Source organism: Citrobacter sp. CK181 (assembly GCF_030333595.1).
Lineage (GTDB): Bacteria > Pseudomonadota > Gammaproteobacteria > Enterobacterales > Enterobacteriaceae > Citrobacter_B > Citrobacter_B koseri.
This window is the reverse complement of sequence record NZ_JAOWFN010000006.1, coordinates 382,636-405,497: the sequence shown is the minus strand read 5'-3', so window position 1 is coordinate 405,497 and position 22,862 is coordinate 382,636. Positions and strand designations below refer to the sequence as shown.

The window sequence follows — 22,862 nt, the reverse complement described above, 5'->3', positions numbered from 1 at the left end:
ACTTGCCTGACATGTGCGTAAAATGGCCCCCAGATTAAAAAAGGGTAGTGACGTATGCGCATTCATATTTTGGGAATTTGTGGCACTTTCATGGGCGGTCTGGCGATGCTGGCGCGCTCGCTCGGTCATGAAGTAACGGGTTCGGACGCCAATGTGTATCCGCCGATGAGCACCCTGCTTGAGAAGCAGGGCATTGATTTAATTCAGGGTTACGACGCCAGCCAGCTCGACCCACAGCCAGACCTGGTGATCATCGGCAACGCTATGACCCGTGGAAATCCGTGTGTTGAAGCGGTGCTGGAAAAGAACATTCCGTATATGTCCGGCCCGCAGTGGCTGCATGACTTTGTTCTGCGCGATCGCTGGGTGCTGGCCGTAGCCGGTACGCACGGTAAAACCACCACGGCAGGCATGGCGACCTGGATTCTGGAAGCCTGCGGTTATCAGCCGGGCTTTGTGATTGGCGGCGTTCCGGGTAATTTCGACGTTTCTGCCCGTCTGGGGGAAAGTCACTTCTTCGTCATTGAGGCGGATGAGTACGACTGCGCGTTCTTCGATAAGCGTTCCAAGTTTGTGCACTACTGCCCGCGCACGCTGATCCTCAACAACCTTGAGTTCGACCATGCGGACATCTTTGACGATCTGAAAGCGATTCAGAAGCAGTTCCACCACCTGGTGCGCATCGTGCCGGGGCAAGGGCGCATTATTTTCCCGGAACACGACATCAACCTGAAGCAGACGATCGCGATGGGCTGCTGGAGCGAGCAGGAGCTGGTGGGCGAGCAGGGGCACTGGCAGGCGAAGAAACTGAACGCGGATGCATCCGTTTGGGAAGTGTGGCTGGACGGTGAAAAAGCCGGTGAAGTGAAGTGGTCGCTGGTCGGTGAACACAATATGAATAACGGGCTGATGGCGATTGCCGCCGCTCGTCATGTTGGCGTGATGCCTGCGGATGCGGCTAACGCGTTGGGATCGTTCATCAACGCCCGTCGTCGTCTGGAGCTGCGCGGTGAAGCCAACGGTGTGACGGTGTATGACGATTTCGCTCACCACCCGACGGCGATTCTGGCGACGCTTGCGGCGTTGCGCAGTAAAGTGGGCGGTACGGCACGTATTCTTGCGGTGCTGGAACCGCGCTCCAACACCATGAAGATGGGTCTTTGCAAAGACGATCTGGCTCCGTCGTTAGGGCGTGCGGATGAAGTGTTCTTGTTGCAACCGCAGCATATTCCGTGGCAGGTGGCGGAAGTCGCGGATGCCTGTGTTCAGCCTGCGCACTGGAGCGGAGATGTGGACGCGCTGGCCGACATGGTGGTGAAAACCGCGCAGCCTGGCGATCATATTCTGGTGATGAGCAACGGCGGGTTCGGCGGCATCCATCAAAAACTGTTGGATGGCCTGGCGAAAAAGGCAGAGGCTGCGGAGTAATCATATGCCCGGTGGCGCTGCGCTTACCGGGCCTACAAACTGTAGGCCGGATAGGACACATTGCGTCGCCATCCGGCAATACCAAATGCACCAGGCTGTAGGCCGGATAAGACGCGTTGCGTCGCCATCCGGCAATACCAAATACACCAGGCTGTGTAGGCCGGATAAGACGCGTTGCGTCGCCATCCGGCAATACCAAATACACCAGGCTGTGTAGGCCGGATAAGACGCGTTGCGTCGCCATCCGGCAAATACCAAATACACCAGGCTGTAGGCCGGATAAGACGTTTTGCGTCGCCATCCGGCACACTTAACTCACGTACGCATTACTCTTCGTTTTCCGCCAGCTCACGCAGATACTGGAAGATCTGCCGCGCCGACTTCGGCGGCTTATTGCCTTCTTTCTCTTTCTTCGCGTTGCGGATCAGCGAGCGAAGCTGTTGACGGTCGGCATTCGGCCACAGGCTCAGCACTTCTTCCACCGCATCATCACCTTCAACGATCAGGCGATCGCGCAGTTGCTCAAGCTTATGGAACAGCACCACCTGCTGGTTGTGGCGGTTTTTCAGCTTATCCAGCGCCTGACGAATAGGTTCAACGTCGCGTTGACGCAGCATCTTACCGATCAGCTGCAACTGACGGCGGCGGCCTTCCATCTTAATACGCTGGGCCAGCTCAATGGCGGCGCGCAGATCCGCATCAAGCGGGATCTTATCCAGCGCGTTTTTCCCCAGATCCACAATTTCCGCGCCCAGGCGTTTTAACTCCTCGGCATCGCGTTTAATTTCACTTTTGCTGACCCAGATAATTTCATCGTCTTCGTCTTCGATGTCATCACCGGGAACGTCGTCGAGCCAGTCTTCGGGCTGCTTTGTCATGTCAGGCTCCTTAAAAAAAGAGGCTAATGTTACCAGTTAAGATGCGCACTGAAAAACGGTTCTCTGTTAGACTTCAGAGAAACTCTCTCTACAGTATGGCATTTGCGATGAAAGTAATCTCACAAGTTGAAGCGCAGCGTAAGATTCTGGAAGAAGCGGTCTCGACAGCCCTGGAGCTCGCCTCAGGCAAATCAGACGGCGCGGAAGTCTCTGTCAGCAAGACCACCGGCATCAGCGTCAGCACCCGTTATGGTGAAGTGGAGAACGTAGAATTTAATAGTGACGGCGCGCTGGGGATCACCGTTTATCACCAGAACCGTAAAGGCAGCGCGTCATCCACCGATTTAAGCCCGCAGGCGATTGCCCGTACCGTACAGGCGGCGCTGGATATTGCTCGCTATACCTCGCCGGACCCGTGCGCGGGCGTGGCAGATAAAGATCTGCTGGCCTTTGAGGCGCCGGATCTCGATCTGTTCCACCCGGCGGAAGTAACCCCGGATGAAGCCATTGATCTGGCTGCTCGCGCGGAACAGGCGTCGTTACAGGCGGATAAACGTATCACCAACACCGAAGGCGGCAGCTTTAACAGCCATTACGGCATCAAAGTGTTCGGCAACAGCCACGGCATGTTGCAGGGGTATTGCTCCACGCGCCATTCGCTCTCAAGCTGTGTCATCGCCGAAGAAAAGGGCGACATGGAGCGTGATTACGCCTACACCATTGGCCGTGCGTTAGGCGATCTGCAAACGCCGGAATGGGTGGGCGCCGAGTGCGCGCGCCGTACGTTATCTCGCCTGGCACCGCGCAAACTCTCGACCATGAAAGCGCCGGTGATTTTCGCGAATGAAGTGGCGACCGGGTTGTTTGGTCATCTGGTCGGCGCGATTGCGGGCGGCTCGGTATACCGTAAATCGACCTTCCTGCTCGACTCGCTGGGCAAACAAATTCTGCCGGAATGGCTGACCATCGAAGAACACCCGCATCTGCTGAAAGGGCTGGCCTCTTCGCCATTCGACAGCGAAGGTGTGCGCACAGAGCGTCGCGACATTGTGAAAGACGGCGTGCTGACCCAGTGGCTGCTGACCAACTATTCCGCGCGCAAACTGGGGCTGAAAAGCACCGGGCACGCGGGCGGCATCCATAACTGGCGCATTGCCGGGCAGGGGCTGAGCTTTGAACAACTGCTCAAAGAGATGGGCACCGGTCTGGTCGTCACCGAACTCATGGGTCAGGGAGTGAGCGGCATTACTGGCGACTACTCCCGTGGCGCGGCCGGTTTCTGGGTTGAGAACGGCGAGATCCAGTATCCGGTCAGCGAAATTACCATCGCCGGTAACCTAAAAGAGATGTGGCGCGATATCGTGACCGTCGGTAACGATATTGAAACGCGTAGCAATATACAGTGTGGTTCCGTGCTGTTACCGGAGATGAAAATCGCCGGGCAGTAACACTCGTTTGTTTTCAGGTTGCAGGACGAGCGCGTCTTTGTCGTTCTTGCCCTGTAACTTGAATTAGCGATGTAGGCCGGATAAGACGCATCGCGTCGTCATCCGGCATTTCCCTTGGGCCATAAGTAATCCCTATTCCCGTCACACTTTTTCACATTCGGCGATCGCGCGAATGTGCTTTTTCTCATCGGTTTTTCCGCCTTTCCTTGCGACGTATGTCACAGTTTTTCAGCGATAAATCGCCAAATCCCCCTTTTCTGTGGAACAGATCACTGTCGCCACTCGCCTTTCCACTTCGAAGTGGAAAACAACTCGCTACAAACTTTTAACCCCTGCCGTTAGTTTTAACCCAGAGCCATTAACGGGGTAAGACGAGTGAATAACGGAGCAGTAATGAACGACATGGGGGAGCAGGTGACGGAGATCGGTGAACTGGCCGATCGCATGCTGGCGCAGGTGTATGCCTTACTCAGCGAACATCACATCATTCCCAACGCCGTACAGGAACAAATGCTGACGTCTCATGTTCGCGCCATGGCGCACCGGTCAGTGACCGGCGAGCCTTTGCCGGAAGTGGATGCCAGTTTATTTGATGAAATTTCAGCCGAATCAATGGCACTTGCCCGCGACATCGTGGCGGCGTTTGGCAACCTTCCAGAGGAAGAAGCCTGGCTGCTGTCAGTACATTTCGAAGTCGCGAAAGACAACCTTTAAGGAGCAAAAAATGGAACAGATTACAGTCGTAATTGGCGATCGTCTGGGTAAGGGCCAGAAAGTGGCGGCAGGTGTGGAAAAAGCCGGTGGTCGTGCGGTGGTGGTGCCGGGCGTGGCGGCGGATATGAAGCTGGGCGACGTGATGAAAGCGGAAAACGCTACCTTTGGCATCTCTTTTTGCGGTAGCGGCGGCGCGGGCGCCATCACGGCGCAAAACAAGTATGGCTACAAAGCCAAATACGGGATGCGCTCTGTGGATGAAGGCGTCACGGCTATCAACGAAGGCTGCAACGTGCTGGGGTTCGGCTTTATGGATAAAGAAGAACTTGGCGAGCGTCTGGTTCAGGCGTGGCAGAAGAAATACGGCGCTTAAGTATGAAAGAACAATTCACCACTACGGTGAGAGTCACTGGTAAAGGCGAAGCCAAAGCGCGCGCCTTTGCTGATGCCCTGAACCACGTTCAGGGCGCGGTGATGAAAGCATCGCCGCATATTTTATTGCGTATTGAGCCACAGGATGTGCAGGTTGTTCAAGCGCGTGAAACGGTGCGCAAAGAAGCGTTTTTATTTGTCTTTTTGCGCCGGGAAAGACGCACCTACAGCGTGGAGCTGGAAGTGACCGTCAACGTGACTGCCATCAATCTCGACAAGGTGGACTTCGTCGCGCAACGCTGATTCTTTATTAAAAGGCATAAATATGTTCCTGATAATATTAATAAAATCGCTCATCATTGGTGGCCTGGTCGGCGTCGGTGTGGGCGCCGGGGCTGCACGCATGTTTCATGCGCCGACTACACAGGGTATGGGCGCGTTTCGTACATTGGGGGAACTGAACTCCTGTGAAGGGGACCCGGCTTCTCACTTCTCCTTCGGTCTGGGCTTCTTCTTCAACGCCTGGGCTTCATCCGTTGCGGCGGGTTCGTTCACGCAGGATGTCGATCACCGCATCATCCCGAACTGGGGCGCGGCAGCGCTGATGATCAAAAACCGCAATGTCGGCGAGACGCTGCACGATCCGAAGAAAATGGCGATTGCCTGCGGCATCATCGGCATGATTGTCGTGACCTTCCTCAACCTTACCGCCTCTTCCGTACCGGAAGCGTTGCAGGTCACCGCCGTTAAGGTATTGGTGCCTGCGGCTAACCTGCTGGTGAATACCGTGATGCCGGTTATTTTCTGGCTGGCGGCGATCGACGCCGGGAAAAAATCAGGCTTCTGGGCCACCGTGTTTGGCGGCGCGGCGCAGCTGATCATGGGTAACGCCGTTCCGGGTCTGGTGCTGGGTATTCTGATCGGCAAAGGCGTTGAAGAGAGCGGCTGGAACCACGTCACCAAAGTGATGATGGTCGCCATTGTGGCGCTGTTTGTCCTGAGCGGCTTCTTCCGCGGCTTCGACATGAAGATGATCGAATCCTTCAATATGACCGTGCCGAACTGGCTCGAACTGATCCACGGCTCGCTCAGCGGCAAATAACGGAGGCCATCATAATGGAACAGAATAAAGGTTTTTGGTATGCCGACTGGTCGTTCCCGATCTTTGTAGGCTTGCTCTCATCCGGCGTTTTTGCCGGGACGCATATGTACTACCTGTACGGTATCGGCGCGTTTAACGAAGTGGCCTTTGTGGCAATGCTGAAAGCGGGGATGGACACCGGCGTTTACGGTGCGGTGGCCGCGTTTGGCGCAAGCTTCCTGTTTGCCCGCATTATCGAAGGGTCGCTGGTGGGGATTCTGGACATCGGCGGGGCGATCCAGACCGGCGTCGGTCTTGGGGTTCCGGCGCTGCTGCTGGGCGCAGGGATCGTTTTCCCGGTCGCTAACTTTGTCGCCTCGTTAATCACCGGTCTGGTGATTGGTCTGGCAATTGGCTACGTCATCATTCTGGCGCGTAAGTTCACCATCAATCAGAGCGACTCCACCTACGGGGCGGACGTGATGATGGGGGCGGGTAATGCGTCAGGCCGCTTCCTGGGGCCGCTGATCATCCTCAGCGCGATGACCGCCTCGATTCCAATCGGCGTGGGTTCTTTGCTGGGGGCGTTGCTGTTCTATCTCTGGCAGAAGCCGATCACCGGCGGCGCGATCCTCGGCGCCATGATTTTAGGTTCGATCTTCCCGATTGCCATTAGCTAACTGTTGATTTGTAGGCCGGATAAGGCGGTTACGCCGCCATCCGGCAAAGGAGAGAGCGATGTATGATTTACTCCTGCGCCGTGCGCGTCTGGTTGACGATACGGTGAGTGATATCGCCCTGAAGGACGGCAAAATTGCCGCGCTGGGCAATATCCAGCAACCGGCGGCGAAAACCGTCGATCTGCGCGGCGAGTATTACGTTAGCGCAGGGTGGATTGATTCCCACGTCCACTGCTATCCGAAATCCCCGATTTATCACGATGAGCCGGACAGCGTCGGTATTGCGACAGGCGTCACCACCGTTGTTGATGCGGGCAGTACCGGCGCAGACGACATTGATGATTTCTACACGCTGACCCGTGAAGCGGCCACTGAAGTTTATGCGTTGCTGAATATCTCCCGCGTAGGACTGATCGCACAAAACGAACTGGCGAATATGGCCAATGTCGATGCGGACGCCGTGAAACAGGCGGTGAAACGCCATCCGAATTTCATTGTGGGCCTGAAGGCGCGAATGAGCAGCAGCGTGGTGGGTGAAAACGGCATTACGCCGCTGGAATGCGCCAAAGCGATGCAGAAAGAGAACGGCGATCTGCCGTTGATGGTACACATCGGCAACAACCCGCCGGATCTGGATGAGATCGCTGAGCGTCTGACGGCGGGCGATATCATCACTCACTGCTATAACGGCAAACCTAATCGCATTCTGACGCCGGACGGTGAGCTGCGCGCGTCAATCACCCGGGCGCTACAGCGCGGCGTGCGCCTGGACGTTGGTCACGGCACTGCCAGCCTGAGCTTTGCGGTCGCGCAGCGCGCGATTAGCTTAGGCATTTTGCCGCACACCATCAGCTCGGATATCTACTGTCGTAACCGCATCAATGGCCCGGTTTATTCGCTTGCCAACGTGATGTCGAAATTCCTCGCCATCGGCATGACGCTGTCGCAGGTCATCGACTGTGTGACGGCAAATGCTGCTGATGGCCTGAACCTGAAAAGCAAAGGCCGCCTTGAGCCAGGTCTGGACGCCGACTTGACCCTCTTTACGCTCAGGCGCCAGCCAACCGTGCTGGTGGACGCTGAAAACGACAGCTTACAGGCTGAAAAATTGCTGGTGCCGCTTGCCGCCATCCGTGCGGGTAAGGGCTATGTAACCGAACAAGGGAGTGCTGAACGTGACTTCGATTTATGAAAAATACAATCTGAAACAAGTGATTAATACATCAGGGCGCATGACCGCGCTCGGTGTTTCCACCCCGCGCCCGGAAGTGGTGCAGGCGGCAATGGATGGCATGAACCAGTACTTTGAGATGAAAGATCTGGTCAATAAAACCGGGGAGTACATTGCAAAACTGCTGGATGTGGAAGGGGCGACGGTCGTCTCCTGCGCCTCGGCGGGGATTGCCCAGTCGGTAGCGGCGGTACTGGTTCAGGACAGCGACTGGCTGCTGGAAAACCTGCATGTTACTCCAATCGAGAATAACGAAATTGTATTGCCGAAAGGGCACAACGTTAACTTTGGCGCGCCGGTTGGCACGATGGTGGCGCTGGGCGGCGGTAAGCTGGTCGAAGCCGGTTATGCCAACGAATGTTCCGCAGCGCAGCTTGCGGCGGCGATCACTCCGCGCACGGCGGCGATCCTCTATATCAAATCTCACCACTGCGTGCAGAAAAGCATGCTCAGCGTAGAGCAGGCGGCGGTAGTCGCGCGTACGCACAATTTACCGTTGATTGTGGATGCGGCGGCAGAAGAGGATTTGCAGTGTTACTACCGCGTCGGCGCGGATCTGGTGATCTACAGCGGCGCGAAAGCGATTGAAGGGCCGACCAGCGGTCTGGTGATCGGTAAAACTCAGTACGTCGAGTGGGTGAAACGCCAGACGGCGGGCATTGGCCGCGCCATGAAAGTCGGCAAAGAGGGCATCCTCGGGCTGACCTGCGCCATCGAACTCTACCTGAACGCGCAGAAAGAGAGCGGCGCGGAGATGGTCGAAAAAATGACGCCGTTTATTGATGCGCTGAATGCGCTTAATGGCGTGAGCGCCCGCGTGGTGTGGGACAGCGCCGGACGCGATATCGCGCGAACGGAAATTAAATTCGATGAGGCCGTGACCGGCATTGCCACCGGCGATCTGGTGGAAGCCCTCAAACAGGGTGAGTACGCCATCTATTTCCGTGGCTACAAAGCTAACGAAGGCATTATTGAGGCGGATGTCCGCAGCGTAAATCAGGTGCAACTGGAGATTGTGGCACGCCGCATTCGCGACGTGATTAATCAGGAGAAAAAAGCATGAAACTGACCCCTAACTTTTACCGTGACCGCGTTTGTCTGAACGTTCTGGCGGGTTCCAAAGAGAACGCCCGTGAGATTTATGCGGCGGCGGAAGGCCATGTGCTGGTCGGCGTGCTCTCCAAAAATTACCCGGATGTCGACAGCGCGGTGGCGGATATGCGCGAATATGCGGCGCTTATCGACAATGCCCTCTCTGTTGGCCTGGGGGCTGGCGATCCGAACCAGTCGGCGATGGTGAGCGAAATCTCTCGTCAGGTGCAGCCGCAGCACGTTAATCAGGTCTTTACCGGCGTGGCGACCAGCCGCGCGCTGCTGGGGCAGAGTGAAACGGTCGTTAACGGTCTGGTCTCCCCGACGGGGACGCCGGGCAGAGTGAAAATTTCTACCGGCCCGCTGAGCAGCAAAACGCCGGACGGCATTGTTCCCGTTGAGACGGCGATTGCCCTGCTGAAAGACATGGGCGGCAGCTCGATTAAATACTTCCCGATGGGCGGCCTGAAATGCCGTGATGAGTACAAAGCGGTAGCGGAAGCCTGCGCCCGTCACGACTTCTGGCTGGAGCCGACTGGCGGTATCGATCTGGAAAACTTTGGCGAGATTTTGCAGATTGCGCTTGATGCCGGCGTCAGCAAAATCATTCCTCACATTTATAGTTCGATTATTGATAAGGTGAGTGGCAACACCCGTCCAGACGATGTACGCCAGCTGTTGGCCATTACCCGGACGTGCGTAGGTTAATAGCAAGAGTGAGGTAAGTGACGTGCGATTCCCCAACCAACGTTTGGCACAGCTGTTTGATATGTTGCAAAACGAGACGCTGCCGCAGGATGAGCTGGCGCAGCGGTTGTCGGTTTCCACGCGCACCGTGCGGGCGGACATTACTGCGTTGAATGCGTTGCTGACGCAGTATGGCGCGCAGTTTGTTCTGAGCCGGGGCAACGGTTATCAGCTCCGAATTGACGATCCGACCCGCTATCAAACCCTGCGGGAGCAGCAGCCGAGTACGCTGCGCATCCCGCGAACCAGCCAGGAACGGGTGCACTATCTGGTGGTTCGTTTCCTGACGTCCGCTTTCTCGCTCAAACTGGAAGATCTGGCGGATGAGTGGTTCGTCAGCCGTGCGACGCTGCAAAATGATATGGCGGAAGTTCGCGAGTGGCTGCGCCGCTATCATCTGACGCTGGAAACCCGCCCGCGCCACGGCATGAAATTGTTCGGCAGCGAAATGGCGATCCGCGCGTGTCTGACCGATCTCCTGTGGACGCTGGCGCAGCAGGACCCGGCGAACCCGTTGATTGTGGAAGAAGCGCTTAACGCGGGCGTACCGGAGCAATTGCAGCCGATTTTGCAGGAAATATTTACCCGTTTTCGTATCCGTCTGACAGATGAAGGCGAGCTGTTTTTACGCCTGTATTGCGCCGTCGCGGTACGGCGCATCAGCGAAGGGTATCCGCTGTCAGAATTTACCACGGAAGAGGTGGAGGACAACGTCTGCTTCGCGGCGCGGGATATTGCGGCGGTGCTGCAACACCTGGCGGATAAACCGCTGTCGGCGTCTGAAGAGAACTGGCTGAAGGTACACATTGCCGCACGGCAGGTGCAGGAGATTGCTCCCAGCGCCATCAATGCCGATGACGATGAAGCGCTGGTTAACTATATCCTCCGTTTTATCAACACGCAGTACAACTATAACCTGTTGAATGACAAACAGTTACACGCCGACCTGCTCACCCACATCAAAACGATGATCACGCGGGTGCGCTATCAGATAATGATCCCCAATCCGCTACTGGAAAACATTAAGCAGCACTACCCTATGGCGTGGGATATGACGCTGGCGGCCGTGTCGGGTTGGGGAAAATACACGCCATATACCATCAGCGAAAACGAGATTGGTTTTCTGGTATTGCATATCGGCGTTGGGCTGGAGCGTAGTTACAACATCGGTTACCAACGGCAGCCTAAAATCCTGCTGGTATGTGACGCGGGAAATGCGATGGTACGCATGATCGAAGCGGTGCTGGCGCGGAAATATCCGCAGATTGAGATCGTGAGAACCCTGACTCTGCGTGACTATGAGCAGCGGGACAGCATTGCCGAAGATTTTGTCATCTCTACCGCGCGCGTCAGCGAAAAAGATAAGCCGGTGGTCATGATTGCGCCATTCCCTACCGACTACCAGCTGGAGCAGATCGGCAAGCTGGTGCTGGTGGACAGAACCCGCCCGTGGATGCTGAACAAATACTTCGACGCCGCTCACTTTCGCATTATCGACGGTGCAATGGATCAGCAGACGCTGTTTAAGACATTGTGCGATCAGCTGCAAAGCGAGGGGTTTGTGGATGCGGAGTTTCTCGACTCGGTGGTTGAGCGTGAGGCCATTGTCAGCACGATGTTAGGCGACAGCATCGCCCTGCCGCACGCCCTGGGATTGCTGGCGAAGAAAACGGTGGTCTATACCGTGCTCGCGCCGCAGGGCATCGTCTGGGGAGATGAGACGGCGCACGTCATCTTTTTACTCGCCATCAGTAAAAGCGAGTATGAAGAAGCAATGGCGATCTACGATATTTTTGTCACTTTCCTGCGTGAGCGCGCCATGACGCGACTCTGCGCCAGCCAGAATTTTGCCGAGTTCAAAGCGGTAGCGATGGAGTGCGTGAGCCGTTTTTGAGAGGCGTTTTCCAGAAATGAATGTTAATGCAAATGTAATGCTATAACGCATTACATTTGTTTATCCTGAAGCAGAGAAACGGCGTTAAAGAGTGCGATCAACGTAAATGATGGACGACCTGGTTACTGCTGCCGCGCCAGATCAGCATCGGGTCTTTAAGATCCTGTACGAATTTACCGTCGACCAGCACGTTAATCAGATCCACAACCTGCATTTGCGCGGCGTTGAGTTCATCCAGCTTATAACCCGTCCATACCCAGATGTCTTTGCCGGGGCACTCTTCGCGAATGCGTTGCACCAGTTTCAGAATGTCCGGTACGTTTTGGGGATGCAGCGGATCGCCGCCAGACAGTGAGATCCCCTGGCGTTTAATCCGCGCGTCGTTCAGATCGTTAATGATCTGGTCTTCCATCTCTTTCGTAAACGGTTTACCCGAATTGAGCCGCCAGGTGCTTTTGTTGTAACACCCAGGGCATTCATGTACGCACCCGGAAACAAAAAGAGTACAGCGCGTGCCGGGGCCGTTGACGATGTCGACGGGGTAGTACTGGTGAAAGTTCATAGTCTGTAACCACGCCGGGTGGCGCTACGCTTACCCGGCCTACAGTAAGAGTGCAGTCCGTAGGCCCGGTAAGCGTAGCGCCACCGGGCATTAACGTGACAGCGGATTAACCGATCTGCCCATTGCCTAAATGCTTAACGCGGCGCTTCACTTCTTCCTGCTTACCGGCGTTAAACGGACGCGCATCCGGGCTGCCTAAATAACCGCATACGCGGCGGGTGACTGAAACACGCGCGGCGTCGTGGTTACCGCATTTCGGGCAGGTAAACCCTTTGCTGGTGCACTCGAACTCGCCGGTAAAGCCGCACTCGTAACACTCATCGATTGGCGTGTTGGTTCCGTAATACGGCACGTGCTGATAGCTGTAATCCCAGACGTCTTCCAGCGCTTTCAGGTTGTGCTGAATGTTCGGGTATTCGCCGTAGCAAATGAAGCCACCGCTCGCCAGCGGCGGATACGGCGCTTCGAAATCGATTTTATCGTACGGGTTCACCTTCTTCTCCACGTCGAGGTGGAAGCTGTTGGTGTAGTAGCCTTTATCGGTCACGCCCGGCACGACGCCAAACTCAGCGGTATCCAGACGGCAGAAACGGTCGCACAGGTTCTCGCTCGGCGTGCTGTACAGGCTGAAGCCATAGCCGGTTTCGTCTTTCCACTGATCCACTGCCTGACGCAGGCGTTCGACAATGGCGATACCTTTAGCGCGCAGCGCTTCGCTGTCGTACAGATGTTTGTCGCCAAACAGCGCGTTGATGGTTTCGTGAATACCGATATAGCCCAGAGAAATGGACGCGCGGCCGTTTTTGAAAATCTCGGAAACGTCATCGTCAGCTTTCAGGCGGACACCACAGGCGCCTTCCATATAAAGGATTGGCGCAACGCGGGCTTTCACGCCTTCCAGACGGGCGATACGGGTCATCAGCGCCTTACGCGCCAGCACCAGGCGATCGTCCAGTAGCTTCCAGAACGTTGCTTCATTGCCACCGGCTTCCAGCGCGATACGCGGCAGGTTGAGGCTGATGACGCCCAGGTTGTTGCGGCCATCGTGAACCTGTTCGCCGTTCTCATTTTCCCAGACGCCGAGGAAGCTGCGACAGCCCATTGGCGTTTTGAACGAACCGGTCACTTTCACCACCTGATCGTAGTTCAGGATGTCTGGATACATGCGTTTGCTTGCGCACTCCAGCGCCAGCTGTTTGATGTCGTAGTTTGGATCGCCAAACTTGTGGTTCAGACCGTCGCGAATCGCAAACACCAGTTTCGGGAACACAGCGGTTTTACGGTTCTTACCCAGACCTGCGATACGGTTACGCAGGATGGATTGCTGAATCAGGCGCGATTCCCAGCTGGTGCCGAGGCCAAAACCAAAGGTGACGAACGGCGTCTGTCCGTTGGCGGTGTGCAGCGTATTCACTTCGTATTCCAGAGACTGGAAAGCGTCATAGCACTCTTTCTCGGTACGGGCGTGCGCGTAGCCGTCAGCGTCCGGGATCTGCCACTCTTCGGCGGTCTTACGGTGTTTATTGAAGCTGGCGGTAACAAACGGCGCCAGCACTTCATCAATACGGTTGATGGTGGTGCCGCCATAAATATGGCTGGCGACCTGTGCGATGATTTGCGCGGTTACGGCCGTGGCGGTGGAGATGGATTTCGGCGGTTCGATTTCCGCATTCCCCATCTTAAAGCCCTGCGTCAGCATGCCTTTCAGATCGATCAGCATACAGTTGAACATCGGGAAGAACGGAGAATAGTCGAGATCGTGATAGTGAATGTCGCCGCGCTCGTGCGCCTGCACCACATCACGCGGCAGCAGATGCTGACGGGCGTAGTGTTTCGCCACGATACCGGCCAGCAGGTCGCGCTGGGTCGGGATCACTTTACTGTCTTTGTTGGCGTTTTCGTTCAGCAGCGCGGAGTTGGTTTGCTCAACCAGACCACGAATTTCCTGGTTCAGACGGCCACGTTTTTCACGTTGAATATCACGGTCATGGCGGTATTCAATGTAAGCGCGAGCGAGTTGTTTGTACGGCCCGGACATCAGCTGGTTCTCAACGGCTGTCTGGATCTCGTTGATATCAACCTGGCTGCGCTCATTCATCTGGTTACTAACGACTTCTGCGACGGTGGCGCAGTAATCTGCGTCATCGACTCCCGCTGCTTTAGCTGCACGCAGAATGGCTTCCTTGATGCGCTCTGATTTAAACGGCACTTTACAGCCATCTCGTTTCATCACATGCGGTGTCATGATCACTCCATATTTATAAGAACAGGTTATCCACAGAGGCTGAGGAAGTCTGCGTGGGTTTATTCATCTCTCTATCCAACGACTTCCCGCAATCCCGACCCACGTTATCCACAACATCACCGTTATGGCGTCGTGTTGTGTTTGTAGCAATTGTAGTCGATTAATACAACATATTGGGTCGGGTTGCATTTTAAGTTCTATATGTAGTGATTTGCATCAAAGATGTTTACGATTTTATTGATTCAGAACAAAGTAAAAATTTAAGAGTACGAATGGCGGGCGCTTGCGCTTAATGTAAATTTTTGGACTTAAAAATTGCGTAAAAATTCAACAAAATTCGGGCGTTAAGCCAGGCGTTCGTCAAACCGGCGCGAAAAGAAACGGCCGGTTTGACGCAGGAGGGGTTATTGCGCTGTTGCGTTCATCCAGTGAATACCCGCATTGATAAATGCAGCAACAGCGACGATCCCCAAAACCAGGGGGACAAGCCGGGTGTTTTTCACCGCAATGGCGGGTTCTGGCGAAACTGAAGGCGCATCTGGCGAGAGCAGCGCAAGCACCTCTTCGGCAGAGGCGGCGTTGATGAGTGATTCACGCACTTTATCGTCCACCAGAGACGAGGTTAGTCGGGTTAATAATTGCATATGCGTACTGCCTGCTTCTTCTGGGGGAATCGCCAGCAGAAATACCAACTGAACCTCCTCGTCCCCCTCAAGACCCGGCCACATGACGGGCTGGCGAAACAGGGCGACGCTAAATGCGGCCTGGACAACCGATCCGCATTTCCCATGTGGGACAGCCAGCGACTCTCCCAACGCCGTGGGCCCTTCGCTTTCACGGCGCAGGACGCTATCAATAAACATCGCCTTGTCGTTGATCAGGCCCTGCCTGAACAGGGCGGCGGACATCTCCCCGATCACCGCTTCAGGAGTGCGGTGCGGCGGATCGATAAAAATCAGTTCAGAATGCGTAAGCGCGGACAACTCCATGTTATGCCTCCAGTTGCGTATCAGCGAGAATCCATACCGTTTGCCAGCCGGAAAGCTCGCAAGCGCCGTTGAATGCTGCGCCCGTCAGCAGATCTGTTCCTGTGACAGGCAGTGAAAGTGATTGTGATATTCCTGTGACGTTCACGACGCAGTACAGCGTTTCGCCTTCTGTAGGATGCTGGCGAACGACGCCAAAGAGCGCGTCAGGCAATTCAGGAACGCGCTGCGAGGCGAACGGAGAAAATGCGGGATGCTGCTGGCGTATACGCGCTAACTTCGCCAGAGACGAGTAGATTCGGGATTGTCTCGTTTCCGGCGAGAGCAACTGCTCATGGAGCGTGGCAGCGTCCAGTTTTTCCCGGTTAATGCGGCGATTTATGCCCGATTCGAGCAGCCCGGCGTTGTCATTTTCACTGCCGAAGAGGCTGTGATAATAGATCGCAGGCACGCCCCGCAGCATAAAGAGGATGGCGTGCGCGGCGGTGAATCTGGCGAGCTGGTCGTCGGGACTTTCCCCTGGCTCGCTCAATGCGCTCAGAAAGTTGATGTTAAGTTCATACGGCGACTGGCTGCCGTCAGGGTTGGTTTTCCATGAAATACGCCCCTGCTTGCGTTCTACCTCGCTTATCAGAAACTGCCGCTCTTCTGCGCAAAGGAGATTTTCCACGGGACGCAGCCCGATGCCGTCGTGGCTGGCGAGGAAATTAAAAAAGGTCGTCTTGTCGGGAAGCGCATCCTGTTCCAGACGTTGCGCCCACTGGCGTAACCAGCGTGCGTTACCGCGTAAAAAGGCATGGAGCGTCAGCGGCGGCAAGGGGAACTGATACACCATGTGAGCTTCATCGCCGTTGCCGAAGTAGCTGATATTTTCCTGATGCGGGACGTTGGTTTCCGTAATCAACAGGCAGTCAGGCCAGGTCGCATCCAGAATGGCGCGCCAGAGTTTAACGATCAGATGCGTCTGCGGCAGGTGAATACAGGTGCTGTTTCGCTCTTTCCACAAAAAACCGATCGCATCGAGCCTGATTGCGCGCGCGCCGCGCGCTGCGTATTCCAGCAGGATGTCGATACTTTCCAGTAACACGTCAGGTTCACGGAAATTCAGATCGATCTGATCGGCGCTGAATGTCGTCCAGATATGTACGGTTTCCCCCGTTTTGCGCTTGAATGGCGTAAGCAGGGGAAGGGCGCGTGGACGCGTGACAAGATGATAGTCATCGTCAGGGTCGGCGCTAATAAAGTAGTGCTGATAACGCGGTTCGCCGTGTAAATAGCCCTGGAACCAGCGGCTTTGCTGAGAGATATGGTTAATCACGAAATCAAACATCAGATTAAAATCGCCTGCCAGCGCTGCAATGTCTGACCACTGGCCTAACTCTGGCGCAATGTGGCGATAATCTTTAACGCTGAAGCCATCATCAGATGTCCACGGGAACATGGGCAGCAGGTGAATGTCGCTGATGACGCCTTTAAGCCAGCGTGTCGAAAACTGATGCAGACAGGCAAGAGCGTTTGCGTCCCCGCTATGGATACTGTCGCCGTAAGCTATCATCCACACCCGGCTCTGATCCAAAGGCGCGGCGGTTTTCTCCCGTAGCTTCCAGCGTTGACAGAGTTGCTCGATTTTCGCCGCCAGCGCGTACCGATCCGCATGGGGATAAAGCTGAGCTAACGTGTTTTTGATGAAGGTATGATGGGCGTTCTGGCTCATACTTTTTCGTTACGCTCCTGATGAGTAAAAAGAAAATCACACGTACTGCAAGGCAAAATGGTGGCGCAATCTGCGACAGGTTCTTCCAGATAATTGATCTGCGGAATATTTCTTAGCGAAGGCGGGAGCGGCACCGGGTGCTCTCCGGCATTGAAAATGCGAATGATTGTTCCGTCTACCGTATGGGCATGGGGTATTGCGGAAAGCATCAGCGGTTCGGGAAGCGTCAGCAGGCTGAATGTTTCCGGCAGCGAGCGCGAAACAAAATTGAGCGTAAAACGCTCCAGGCGGTTGTCCAGCGTGTTCAACGTCTGATTTTGCCAGGTGAATGGCTGGCGCGTCACGCGGGTTTCAAGATGCCTTAACGTCATAGGGTCGGCCCGATCGGCAAGCGCCAGCGTCAGGCTGAAATGCAGCGGTTTAAGCAGTTGCGCGTCGGGCGTGTTGACGACGGTATTATTAATGCCGGAAGCGCGTCCGGGTCGCCAGTCAAGATCGTCACGTCCCAGGACTCCCGTTGATTTAAACAACGTTAACGCTATCTGCGCCGTCCCGTTCTGGCATATCTGAAACTCTTTCATGCCCAGGCTATTGATGATGAGCGAGCGGTTGTTTTCCTCGATGGCGATAATGCCCTCGCTGGTTTCAATATCGATCGGCTTTTCCCGATAGTGCTGACGCCAGTCGGCTGGCGCCTCGGCAACAGGACGCCGGATGACGGCAAAGGGCTGAGAGGCGATGGATTCCGTGGTGCGAATGTCGCTGTTGATGAGTAAGCGCAGGCGGTGATCGCAGACGGTGTTTTCCAGCGAAACGTCGATAAAAAGCTGAGCGTCATGCTGGCGAAGCTCGCAGACAAGGCGTACAGGGTAGGGCTGAACATCCTGCGCCGCTCGCTCCGCCAGCGAAGGGGGCAGCATCAGCGTGGCGCTTAGCGTCATCCGTTCAATGTGCGGGCCTTTCTCGCAGTCAATAAGCGTAAATGTGTGGCAGCGCTGCGGAACATCGCCCTCCAGCGGCGAAAAGTCATAGCTATCGCCCGCATCCGCACAGTCTTCAAAGGCCAGCAGGTCGGATATTACCCGGCCGTTGCGCTTATCATGAAGCGACAGCGAACCGGCATGCAGCACCAGCCGGTAATCGTTGTTTTCAATGGCGCTTTCAGCGCAGTTGCGCATTGCAGGCGCGATGCGTGACGATTCCTGCACCTGAATGTGGGTATAACCCAGCGGCGGTAACGCTGGCGCGTCAATAGCGACCTGCCAGCGGTAATAAGGCGGAAGTTCGACCTCTTTTTCGCCCTGCACAGTAACCTGAACCGTGCGCCCGCCGGAGACCTGCGTGCGTTCGAGAACGCTGAACGGAAGAGGACGCGCATGATGGCTGAGTTCAATACCGGCCGTACGGCTATATAATGTGGCTTTGATAATGCCCGACCAGGCGGTGGCGCTGGGGTTGATGACGAAAAGATCGCCCTCTTCACAACTGGCGGTCGCCAGTTCTTTTACGACCAGATTCCACAGGCTATGGCTAAGCTGTTCCGTTTGCTCAAGGCGATGGAGAATATCGCGATTGGTGGCATCGCTGTTACACCCGCCGATGGAATCATGCGCATGATTACGCAGAAGGTTTTTCCATATCTGGTCAACCCATTGCACGTTGACTTCAATGCCCTGATAACGCGCCAGCGCAATGGTGGGTTCGAGCTTGCCTAACAGGAACTGTTCAACGTCATAATTCTTCTTTTTGATGTCGTAACGTACTGAACCGATTGTTTTATGAATGCGGGTATAGCGGGGAGATTTTAATTCCCCTTGCCAGCGATCATATCCTGATGCCTGTTGTCGAAGGTGGTCAATGTACGCTTCCAGAGAGGAGATCTGAAAACGATCTCCCTCAGGGGAACATGCGCTGGCGATACGCAGTATCTCCGGCAGATGGGGATCAATATTGACCTGGTCGCCGCCGCAGGGCAGGAGCAGATCGTTCAGGCCGGAGCGTTGGCGGATGTGGTTAACGATTGGGAATATTTTGTCGTGCAGATGCGCGTCGTCTGCACGAATATTTTTTGCCGCGCCATAGCCGAAGGGCATGGCGCAAGCGATAACCTGCGCGCCGGATGGCGCTTGCCAGATGAACTGACTCTTTTCAACCTGCGTATCATGGTTGATGCCCAGCCAGAAAACGATGTTATCAAGGTTACACCCGCGAAGCAGGGTCGGGAGCTGGCTGTTATGGCCGAACGTATCGGGTAAATAGCCGACCATCATGGCATGGCCCAGTTTACGCGCGGAAAGTATCCCGTATTTCAGGTTGCGAATGATGGATTCGCCATGAACATTATACGTATCCGTCTGGGTGTACCACGGGCCGATAAAAAGCCGTCTGTCAGCGACCAGCTGTTTCAGCCGCTCGCAGTATTGAGGATTGACGGCCAGGAAATCTTCCACGACAGCCGTTTGGCCGTCGAAGTGGTAACAGGTATACGCAGGGTTCTGTTCCAGGGTTCGGATCACATCCGCAAAATTCCAGGACGCGAGAATATTGCTATCCTGCAAGGTGAAATACCATTCCTGATCCCAGTGCGTATGGGCGATGACGTGAATGTTGCTCATTTCTACTTCCTGAATTATTTGGCGATCTTAGGGCTGGCGAAGAGCACGCCCAGCGCGCATACAAGAGAACCGGCAAACACGCTGATCAGATACCCTGTGACATTTGTCGCCAGCGGCCATCCCCAGATGGCAGGCAACGGCAGCGATTGCTTCACGCCGAGTGCGATAGCAATAAGCGCGCCGGACATCGCGCCGACCATAAAGACCGGAATCAGGCGTGGATTTTTCAGGATGAAAGGAATGGCGCCTTCTGAAATGCCAATGAATCCCAGCAGTAAAGACGTACCGCCGACGGTTTTTTCTTCGCTGCTAAACACGTTGGGCAGGCCAAAACGGTTATTCAGCAACGCCGCCAGGCCGACGCCGATAGATGGAATGACGATCGCCAGCTCTCTGGCGGTTAAATCGAAGGTTTCGCTGACGCCGTTAAGCCCCAGTGCCACCGAACCAGCGGCTTTATTGATGGGGCCGCCGAGGTCGAAGGCCGTCCCTGCGGCGATCATCATGGCGTAAAAACCGCGCCCGGTGTCGCCAGCGGAGGTGAAAAACTCGACCATCGCCTGGTTGATTGCGCCAAAGAAGGGGTTGATCAGGTACTGCATAACGATGACGAGCGTAATGCCGGTACACAGCGGCACGATAAGCATCGTTTTAATGGTGGTAAGTTGGGCGCGAACGTTAATGGTATTGTTGAGCCACTGCACCAGATGACCGACAAAAAAGCCGATGGCGATGGCGCCGAAGAAGCCTGAGGGCATAAAACCGTCGAGATCAAAAAAGCGTTTATAGACCTCGTCGGACATAATGCCGCCGATAAGTCCGGGGATCAGCGCAGGTTTACCGGCAATAGAGAACGCGAGGTACATGGCAAAAACCGGGTACATGAACTTGATCACCATAAAGCCCAGTTTATCCAGCACCTCGAACGGCGTACCGGCAATTGGAATAAACTGCCCGGTTATTTTGGCGACCGCCATCAGTAATCCACCGAGGACGACGACCGGGAGCATATAGCTGATCGCCGCCATAATATGGCCGATGAAGGTCTGCCAGGCGGAGCGAGCCTCTTCCTGTTCTTCACACGCGGCCGTTACGGTTTTATCCATCGCCAGCGCCTGACGTAGGTAACGATCGGTGTTTTTGATCAGTTCCTGAGTGCGTATTTTGAGATGAGGAACGTTATCGAATCGTTCAGCGTCCTGGATGGGAACATCGATTGCCAGAATGACGGCATCTGCGCTGGCAATATCTTGTCGGGAAAGCTTGTTTTTGACGCCATCGCTTCCTTGTGTTTCCACTTTGACGATGACGTTATTTTCTTCTCCCCACGCTGCAATTTTGTTGGCAGCCATAAAGGTATGAGCGATGCCGGTCGGGCATGCCGTTATCGCGACGACTTTTTGCCTTGTCATTGTAAAACCCCTAACAATAGAATTGCAGAAATTATAAAGAGAAATAAAAAAGGCAATAAAAGGTTTGATGGTACTAATTGCGTATCGCCATACCTGTTGAATAGAGTGTGATTCGCATTCCAGTGTTATAAATACGATATTGATAGAATATATTATATTCGTAGGTTAAGGGTGGGTTTTATGAATTCCTTTCAGGGTAGTGAAAGATTAATATTTGAGTATATTCAGTGTCATGCTCATGAAATATCGGGTATTTCAGCTAAGGTGATTGCGAGCGAAACATTCACCACTACAACATCCGTTAATCGGGTGTGTAAAAAAATGGGATACCGGAGCTATACCGAGCTACGGTATCAGTTTTCTCGCGACAGGTTAATAGCCGAACCCGTAAGATATGTTGTTGGTGATGAAAAAGAAGAGACCATTACACAACTGTGCAACATACTGGTTAATTCCAGCCATATCTTCTTATATGCGCGCGGCGCGTCATTGACCAGCCTGAATTATTTGTCGCGTTTTTTGTCGCTGGCGAGCTTGCCGCACCTCATTCTCAATGATGTTCATCAGCTGACGCGAGTCTCTAAAGGTACGCTGGTGTTGATCAGCAAATCGGGTGAAACGGCGTCGTTAGTCGAAATGGCGCGAAACGCGTTACGTAAGGGATTAAAAATCATTGCGATTACAAAACGAGAATCCACGTTAGCGACGATTTCAACATTATGCTGGCCTCTGGATATTGATATTGACGCAATCTCGTTATATCAACGAGAAGGCCAGCTGGAACTGCTGACGGTAGTAGACCGCATCGGATGTTATCTGCTGCAATACGATGCGGCATAGCGCGTTAAAGCTGTTTTACGATACCAAGACGTACGGCGTAATCATTTTCATGATGACCGTCGTCATTGATATAGGTTTTATCAAGAGAGACCAGCTCGACGTACGGCGTCCAGCCATCGTCCAGTTTGTAGTTGAACGCGAGGGTATGTTCCCAGTAAGTATCGTCGCCCGTCCCCTGATCGACGCCATCCTGATAGCGGAAACGGGGGTTATAAGACATGCCAAAGTTACCAATATTGTAGGCAAACCATATATCGAACTGATGAGATTCACGACGTGTATAACCGCTGCCGTCTAACTCTCTGTCGCTGTGCGCATCGTTCACCGTGTTGTAACGATAACGGGCAGAAAGGTTAAGGCCATTATCGAAGGATTTCCAGCCCTGAATAAAAGGGCGATAATGGGTATTACTGGACGTAAATACGGTGACCATCCCCGGTGCGACCGAGTAACCGTCACCTAAATCAAAGCGCCAGCGAGTTTCTATTTCCTGGGCCGCTTCGGTCACGCCTTTATCATCGGAACTGTAGCGATCGGTATCGCCAAAAAACGTATCGTTATGGTTTTGCGCAGCTTCAACGGAGAAATAAAAACCATTGTCGGCCTGGTGCATGACTTTAATTCTGGAATCATTAGCTTCTGAATTGGTATTATGACCAAAACGCAAATCAACAGAGGTATTACCGCACCATCCCTGGCTGCTAATGAGTAAAGCTGAAAGTAAACTTAACTTAATAAGAGGTTTATTCATGATATCCTGCCGGTTATATGATAAGTGTCAGTGGCAGGTCTATTTTTGTTTTATTCTTTAGCGCGTGTAAATTTTATGATGGTACATTCTAAGTATCACTATACGCGGCATTTTTTTACGTTGTCAGAAAGACGGAGAAAATATCTGTGGGCTGAATAATCCGGGATACAGA

General features: G+C 54.3%; 20 protein-coding genes. 12 read left to right on the top strand and 8 right to left on the bottom strand.

What is annotated here, in order from left to right; translation table 11 throughout:
- Positions 1-54 precede the first annotated feature (54 nt).
- Complete coding sequence (gene mpl, locus OGW17_RS02390) at positions 55-1,428, top strand: UDP-N-acetylmuramate:L-alanyl-gamma-D-glutamyl-meso-diaminopimelate ligase (RefSeq protein ID WP_024130777.1); 1,374 nt, start codon at positions 55-57, stop codon at positions 1,426-1,428.
- 326 nt (positions 1,429-1,754) lie between these two features.
- On the opposite strand, the gene yjgA is transcribed toward mpl, so the two are convergent.
- Positions 1,755-2,306 (bottom strand): ribosome biogenesis factor YjgA, encoded by a 552-nt coding sequence (gene yjgA, locus OGW17_RS02385; RefSeq protein WP_012134373.1) that lies wholly within the window; start codon positions 2,304-2,306, stop codon positions 1,755-1,757.
- Between the two features lie 95 nt (positions 2,307-2,401).
- Between yjgA and pmbA the strand changes: the two genes are divergently transcribed.
- The 10 genes from pmbA (at position 2,402) to OGW17_RS02335 (ending at position 11,565) form a co-directional block, all read left to right on the top strand.
- Positions 2,402-3,754, top strand: coding sequence for a metalloprotease PmbA (pmbA, locus tag OGW17_RS02380; protein WP_071257364.1), 1,353 nt, complete (start codon positions 2,402-2,404; stop codon positions 3,752-3,754).
- A gap of 393 nt (positions 3,755-4,147) precedes the next feature.
- Positions 4,148-4,468: a glycine dehydrogenase gene (locus OGW17_RS02375; RefSeq protein WP_012134369.1), complete on the top strand. Its 321-nt coding sequence runs from the start codon at positions 4,148-4,150 to the stop codon at positions 4,466-4,468.
- Between the two features lie 10 nt (positions 4,469-4,478).
- Positions 4,479-4,841, top strand: a complete 363-nt coding sequence (locus OGW17_RS02370; protein ID WP_012134368.1) for an SFCGS family glycine-rich protein — start codon at positions 4,479-4,481, stop codon at positions 4,839-4,841.
- A gap of 2 nt (positions 4,842-4,843) precedes the next feature.
- The gene (locus OGW17_RS02365) at positions 4,844-5,143 is read left to right on the top strand and encodes a DUF4312 family protein (RefSeq protein WP_012134367.1); all 300 of its coding nucleotides are present in this window, start codon (positions 4,844-4,846) and stop codon (positions 5,141-5,143) included.
- Between the two features lie 22 nt (positions 5,144-5,165).
- On the top strand, positions 5,166-5,942 hold the full coding sequence (locus OGW17_RS02360) for a DUF4311 domain-containing protein (RefSeq protein ID WP_012134366.1): 777 nt from the start codon (positions 5,166-5,168) through the stop codon (positions 5,940-5,942).
- Between the two features lie 14 nt (positions 5,943-5,956).
- Positions 5,957-6,601, top strand: a complete 645-nt coding sequence (locus OGW17_RS02355; RefSeq protein ID WP_012134365.1) for a DUF4310 family protein — start codon at positions 5,957-5,959, stop codon at positions 6,599-6,601.
- A 58-nt stretch (positions 6,602-6,659) separates the two neighbouring features.
- Positions 6,660-7,793 (top strand): amidohydrolase/deacetylase family metallohydrolase, encoded by a 1,134-nt coding sequence (locus tag OGW17_RS02350; protein ID WP_071257367.1) that lies wholly within the window; start codon positions 6,660-6,662, stop codon positions 7,791-7,793.
- A complete protein-coding gene (locus OGW17_RS02345; protein WP_071257369.1) occupies positions 7,777-8,895 on the top strand; it encodes a DgaE family pyridoxal phosphate-dependent ammonia lyase in 1,119 nt (372 codons plus the stop codon). Before OGW17_RS02350 ends, OGW17_RS02345 begins: the two co-directional genes overlap by 17 nt.
- The gene (gene dagF / locus OGW17_RS02340; RefSeq protein WP_047459393.1) at positions 8,892-9,632 is read left to right on the top strand and encodes a 2-dehydro-3-deoxy-phosphogluconate aldolase; all 741 of its coding nucleotides are present in this window, start codon (positions 8,892-8,894) and stop codon (positions 9,630-9,632) included. Before OGW17_RS02345 ends, dagF begins: the two co-directional genes overlap by 4 nt.
- Positions 9,633-9,654: 22 nt before the next feature.
- On the top strand, positions 9,655-11,565 hold the full coding sequence (locus OGW17_RS02335) for a BglG family transcription antiterminator (protein WP_058668474.1): 1,911 nt from the start codon (positions 9,655-9,657) through the stop codon (positions 11,563-11,565).
- Positions 11,566-11,662: 97 nt separating this feature from the next.
- Here the strand turns inward: OGW17_RS02335 and nrdG are convergent, their stop codons facing one another.
- From nrdG to OGW17_RS02305, 6 genes are all read right to left on the bottom strand, one after another.
- Positions 11,663-12,127, bottom strand: coding sequence for an anaerobic ribonucleoside-triphosphate reductase-activating protein (gene nrdG / locus OGW17_RS02330; protein ID WP_071257371.1), 465 nt, complete (start codon positions 12,125-12,127; stop codon positions 11,663-11,665).
- Between the two features lie 106 nt (positions 12,128-12,233).
- Positions 12,234-14,372 (bottom strand): anaerobic ribonucleoside-triphosphate reductase, encoded by a 2,139-nt coding sequence (gene nrdD / locus OGW17_RS02325; RefSeq protein WP_047459384.1) that lies wholly within the window; start codon positions 14,370-14,372, stop codon positions 12,234-12,236.
- A gap of 404 nt (positions 14,373-14,776) precedes the next feature.
- Positions 14,777-15,361 (bottom strand): fructose PTS transporter subunit IIA, encoded by a 585-nt coding sequence (locus OGW17_RS02320; protein WP_071257373.1) that lies wholly within the window; start codon positions 15,359-15,361, stop codon positions 14,777-14,779.
- A gap of 1 nt (position 15,362) precedes the next feature.
- Positions 15,363-17,072 carry a sugar phosphorylase gene (locus OGW17_RS02315; protein WP_071257376.1) on the bottom strand — a complete coding sequence of 570 codons (1,710 nt, stop codon included), beginning with the start codon at positions 17,070-17,072 and terminating at the stop codon, positions 15,363-15,365.
- Positions 17,069-19,687, bottom strand: a complete 2,619-nt coding sequence (locus tag OGW17_RS02310; RefSeq protein WP_286452138.1) for a glycoside hydrolase family 38 N-terminal domain-containing protein — start codon at positions 19,685-19,687, stop codon at positions 17,069-17,071. The genes OGW17_RS02315 and OGW17_RS02310 overlap by 4 nt, the downstream gene beginning before the upstream one ends.
- A gap of 14 nt (positions 19,688-19,701) precedes the next feature.
- Positions 19,702-21,099: a PTS fructose transporter subunit IIC gene (locus tag OGW17_RS02305; RefSeq protein WP_012134354.1), complete on the bottom strand. Its 1,398-nt coding sequence runs from the start codon at positions 21,097-21,099 to the stop codon at positions 19,702-19,704.
- Positions 21,100-21,279: 180 nt separating this feature from the next.
- On the opposite strand from OGW17_RS02305, the gene OGW17_RS02300 reads away from it, so the two are divergent.
- Positions 21,280-21,939 (top strand): MurR/RpiR family transcriptional regulator, encoded by a 660-nt coding sequence (locus tag OGW17_RS02300; protein ID WP_012134352.1) that lies wholly within the window; start codon positions 21,280-21,282, stop codon positions 21,937-21,939.
- 4 nt (positions 21,940-21,943) lie between these two features.
- On the opposite strand, the gene OGW17_RS02295 is transcribed toward OGW17_RS02300, so the two are convergent.
- Positions 21,944-22,690 (bottom strand): oligogalacturonate-specific porin KdgM family protein, encoded by a 747-nt coding sequence (locus OGW17_RS02295; protein WP_047459367.1) that lies wholly within the window; start codon positions 22,688-22,690, stop codon positions 21,944-21,946.
- Between the last annotated feature and the right edge of the window lie 172 nt (positions 22,691-22,862).

What these genes read in the sequence shown, in the direction of transcription:
- OGW17_RS02375 (WP_012134369.1), top strand. Translation starts at nt 4,148, where the DNA reads ATGAACGACATGGGGGAGCAGGTGACGGAGATCGGTGAACTGGCCGAT.
- OGW17_RS02310 (WP_286452138.1), bottom strand. Translation starts at nt 19,687, where the DNA reads ATGAGCAACATTCACGTCATCGCCCATACGCACTGGGATCAGGAATGG.
- OGW17_RS02350 (WP_071257367.1), top strand. Translation starts at nt 6,660, where the DNA reads ATGTATGATTTACTCCTGCGCCGTGCGCGTCTGGTTGACGATACGGTG.
- OGW17_RS02305 (WP_012134354.1), bottom strand. Translation starts at nt 21,099, where the DNA reads ATGACAAGGCAAAAAGTCGTCGCGATAACGGCATGCCCGACCGGCATC.
- OGW17_RS02360 (WP_012134366.1), top strand. Translation starts at nt 5,166, where the DNA reads ATGTTCCTGATAATATTAATAAAATCGCTCATCATTGGTGGCCTGGTC.
- OGW17_RS02300 (WP_012134352.1), top strand. Translation starts at nt 21,280, where the DNA reads ATGAATTCCTTTCAGGGTAGTGAAAGATTAATATTTGAGTATATTCAG.
- pmbA (WP_071257364.1), top strand. Translation starts at nt 2,402, where the DNA reads ATGGCATTTGCGATGAAAGTAATCTCACAAGTTGAAGCGCAGCGTAAG.
- OGW17_RS02295 (WP_047459367.1), bottom strand. Translation starts at nt 22,690, where the DNA reads ATGAATAAACCTCTTATTAAGTTAAGTTTACTTTCAGCTTTACTCATT.
- nrdD (WP_047459384.1), bottom strand. Translation starts at nt 14,372, where the DNA reads ATGACACCGCATGTGATGAAACGAGATGGCTGTAAAGTGCCGTTTAAA.
- dagF (WP_047459393.1), top strand. Translation starts at nt 8,892, where the DNA reads ATGAAACTGACCCCTAACTTTTACCGTGACCGCGTTTGTCTGAACGTT.
- nrdG (WP_071257371.1), bottom strand. Translation starts at nt 12,127, where the DNA reads ATGAACTTTCACCAGTACTACCCCGTCGACATCGTCAACGGCCCCGGC.
- OGW17_RS02355 (WP_012134365.1), top strand. Translation starts at nt 5,957, where the DNA reads ATGGAACAGAATAAAGGTTTTTGGTATGCCGACTGGTCGTTCCCGATC.
- OGW17_RS02370 (WP_012134368.1), top strand. Translation starts at nt 4,479, where the DNA reads ATGGAACAGATTACAGTCGTAATTGGCGATCGTCTGGGTAAGGGCCAG.
- OGW17_RS02320 (WP_071257373.1), bottom strand. Translation starts at nt 15,361, where the DNA reads ATGGAGTTGTCCGCGCTTACGCATTCTGAACTGATTTTTATCGATCCG.
- OGW17_RS02315 (WP_071257376.1), bottom strand. Translation starts at nt 17,072, where the DNA reads ATGAGCCAGAACGCCCATCATACCTTCATCAAAAACACGTTAGCTCAG.
- mpl (WP_024130777.1), top strand. Translation starts at nt 55, where the DNA reads ATGCGCATTCATATTTTGGGAATTTGTGGCACTTTCATGGGCGGTCTG.
- yjgA (WP_012134373.1), bottom strand. Translation starts at nt 2,306, where the DNA reads ATGACAAAGCAGCCCGAAGACTGGCTCGACGACGTTCCCGGTGATGAC.
- OGW17_RS02365 (WP_012134367.1), top strand. Translation starts at nt 4,844, where the DNA reads ATGAAAGAACAATTCACCACTACGGTGAGAGTCACTGGTAAAGGCGAA.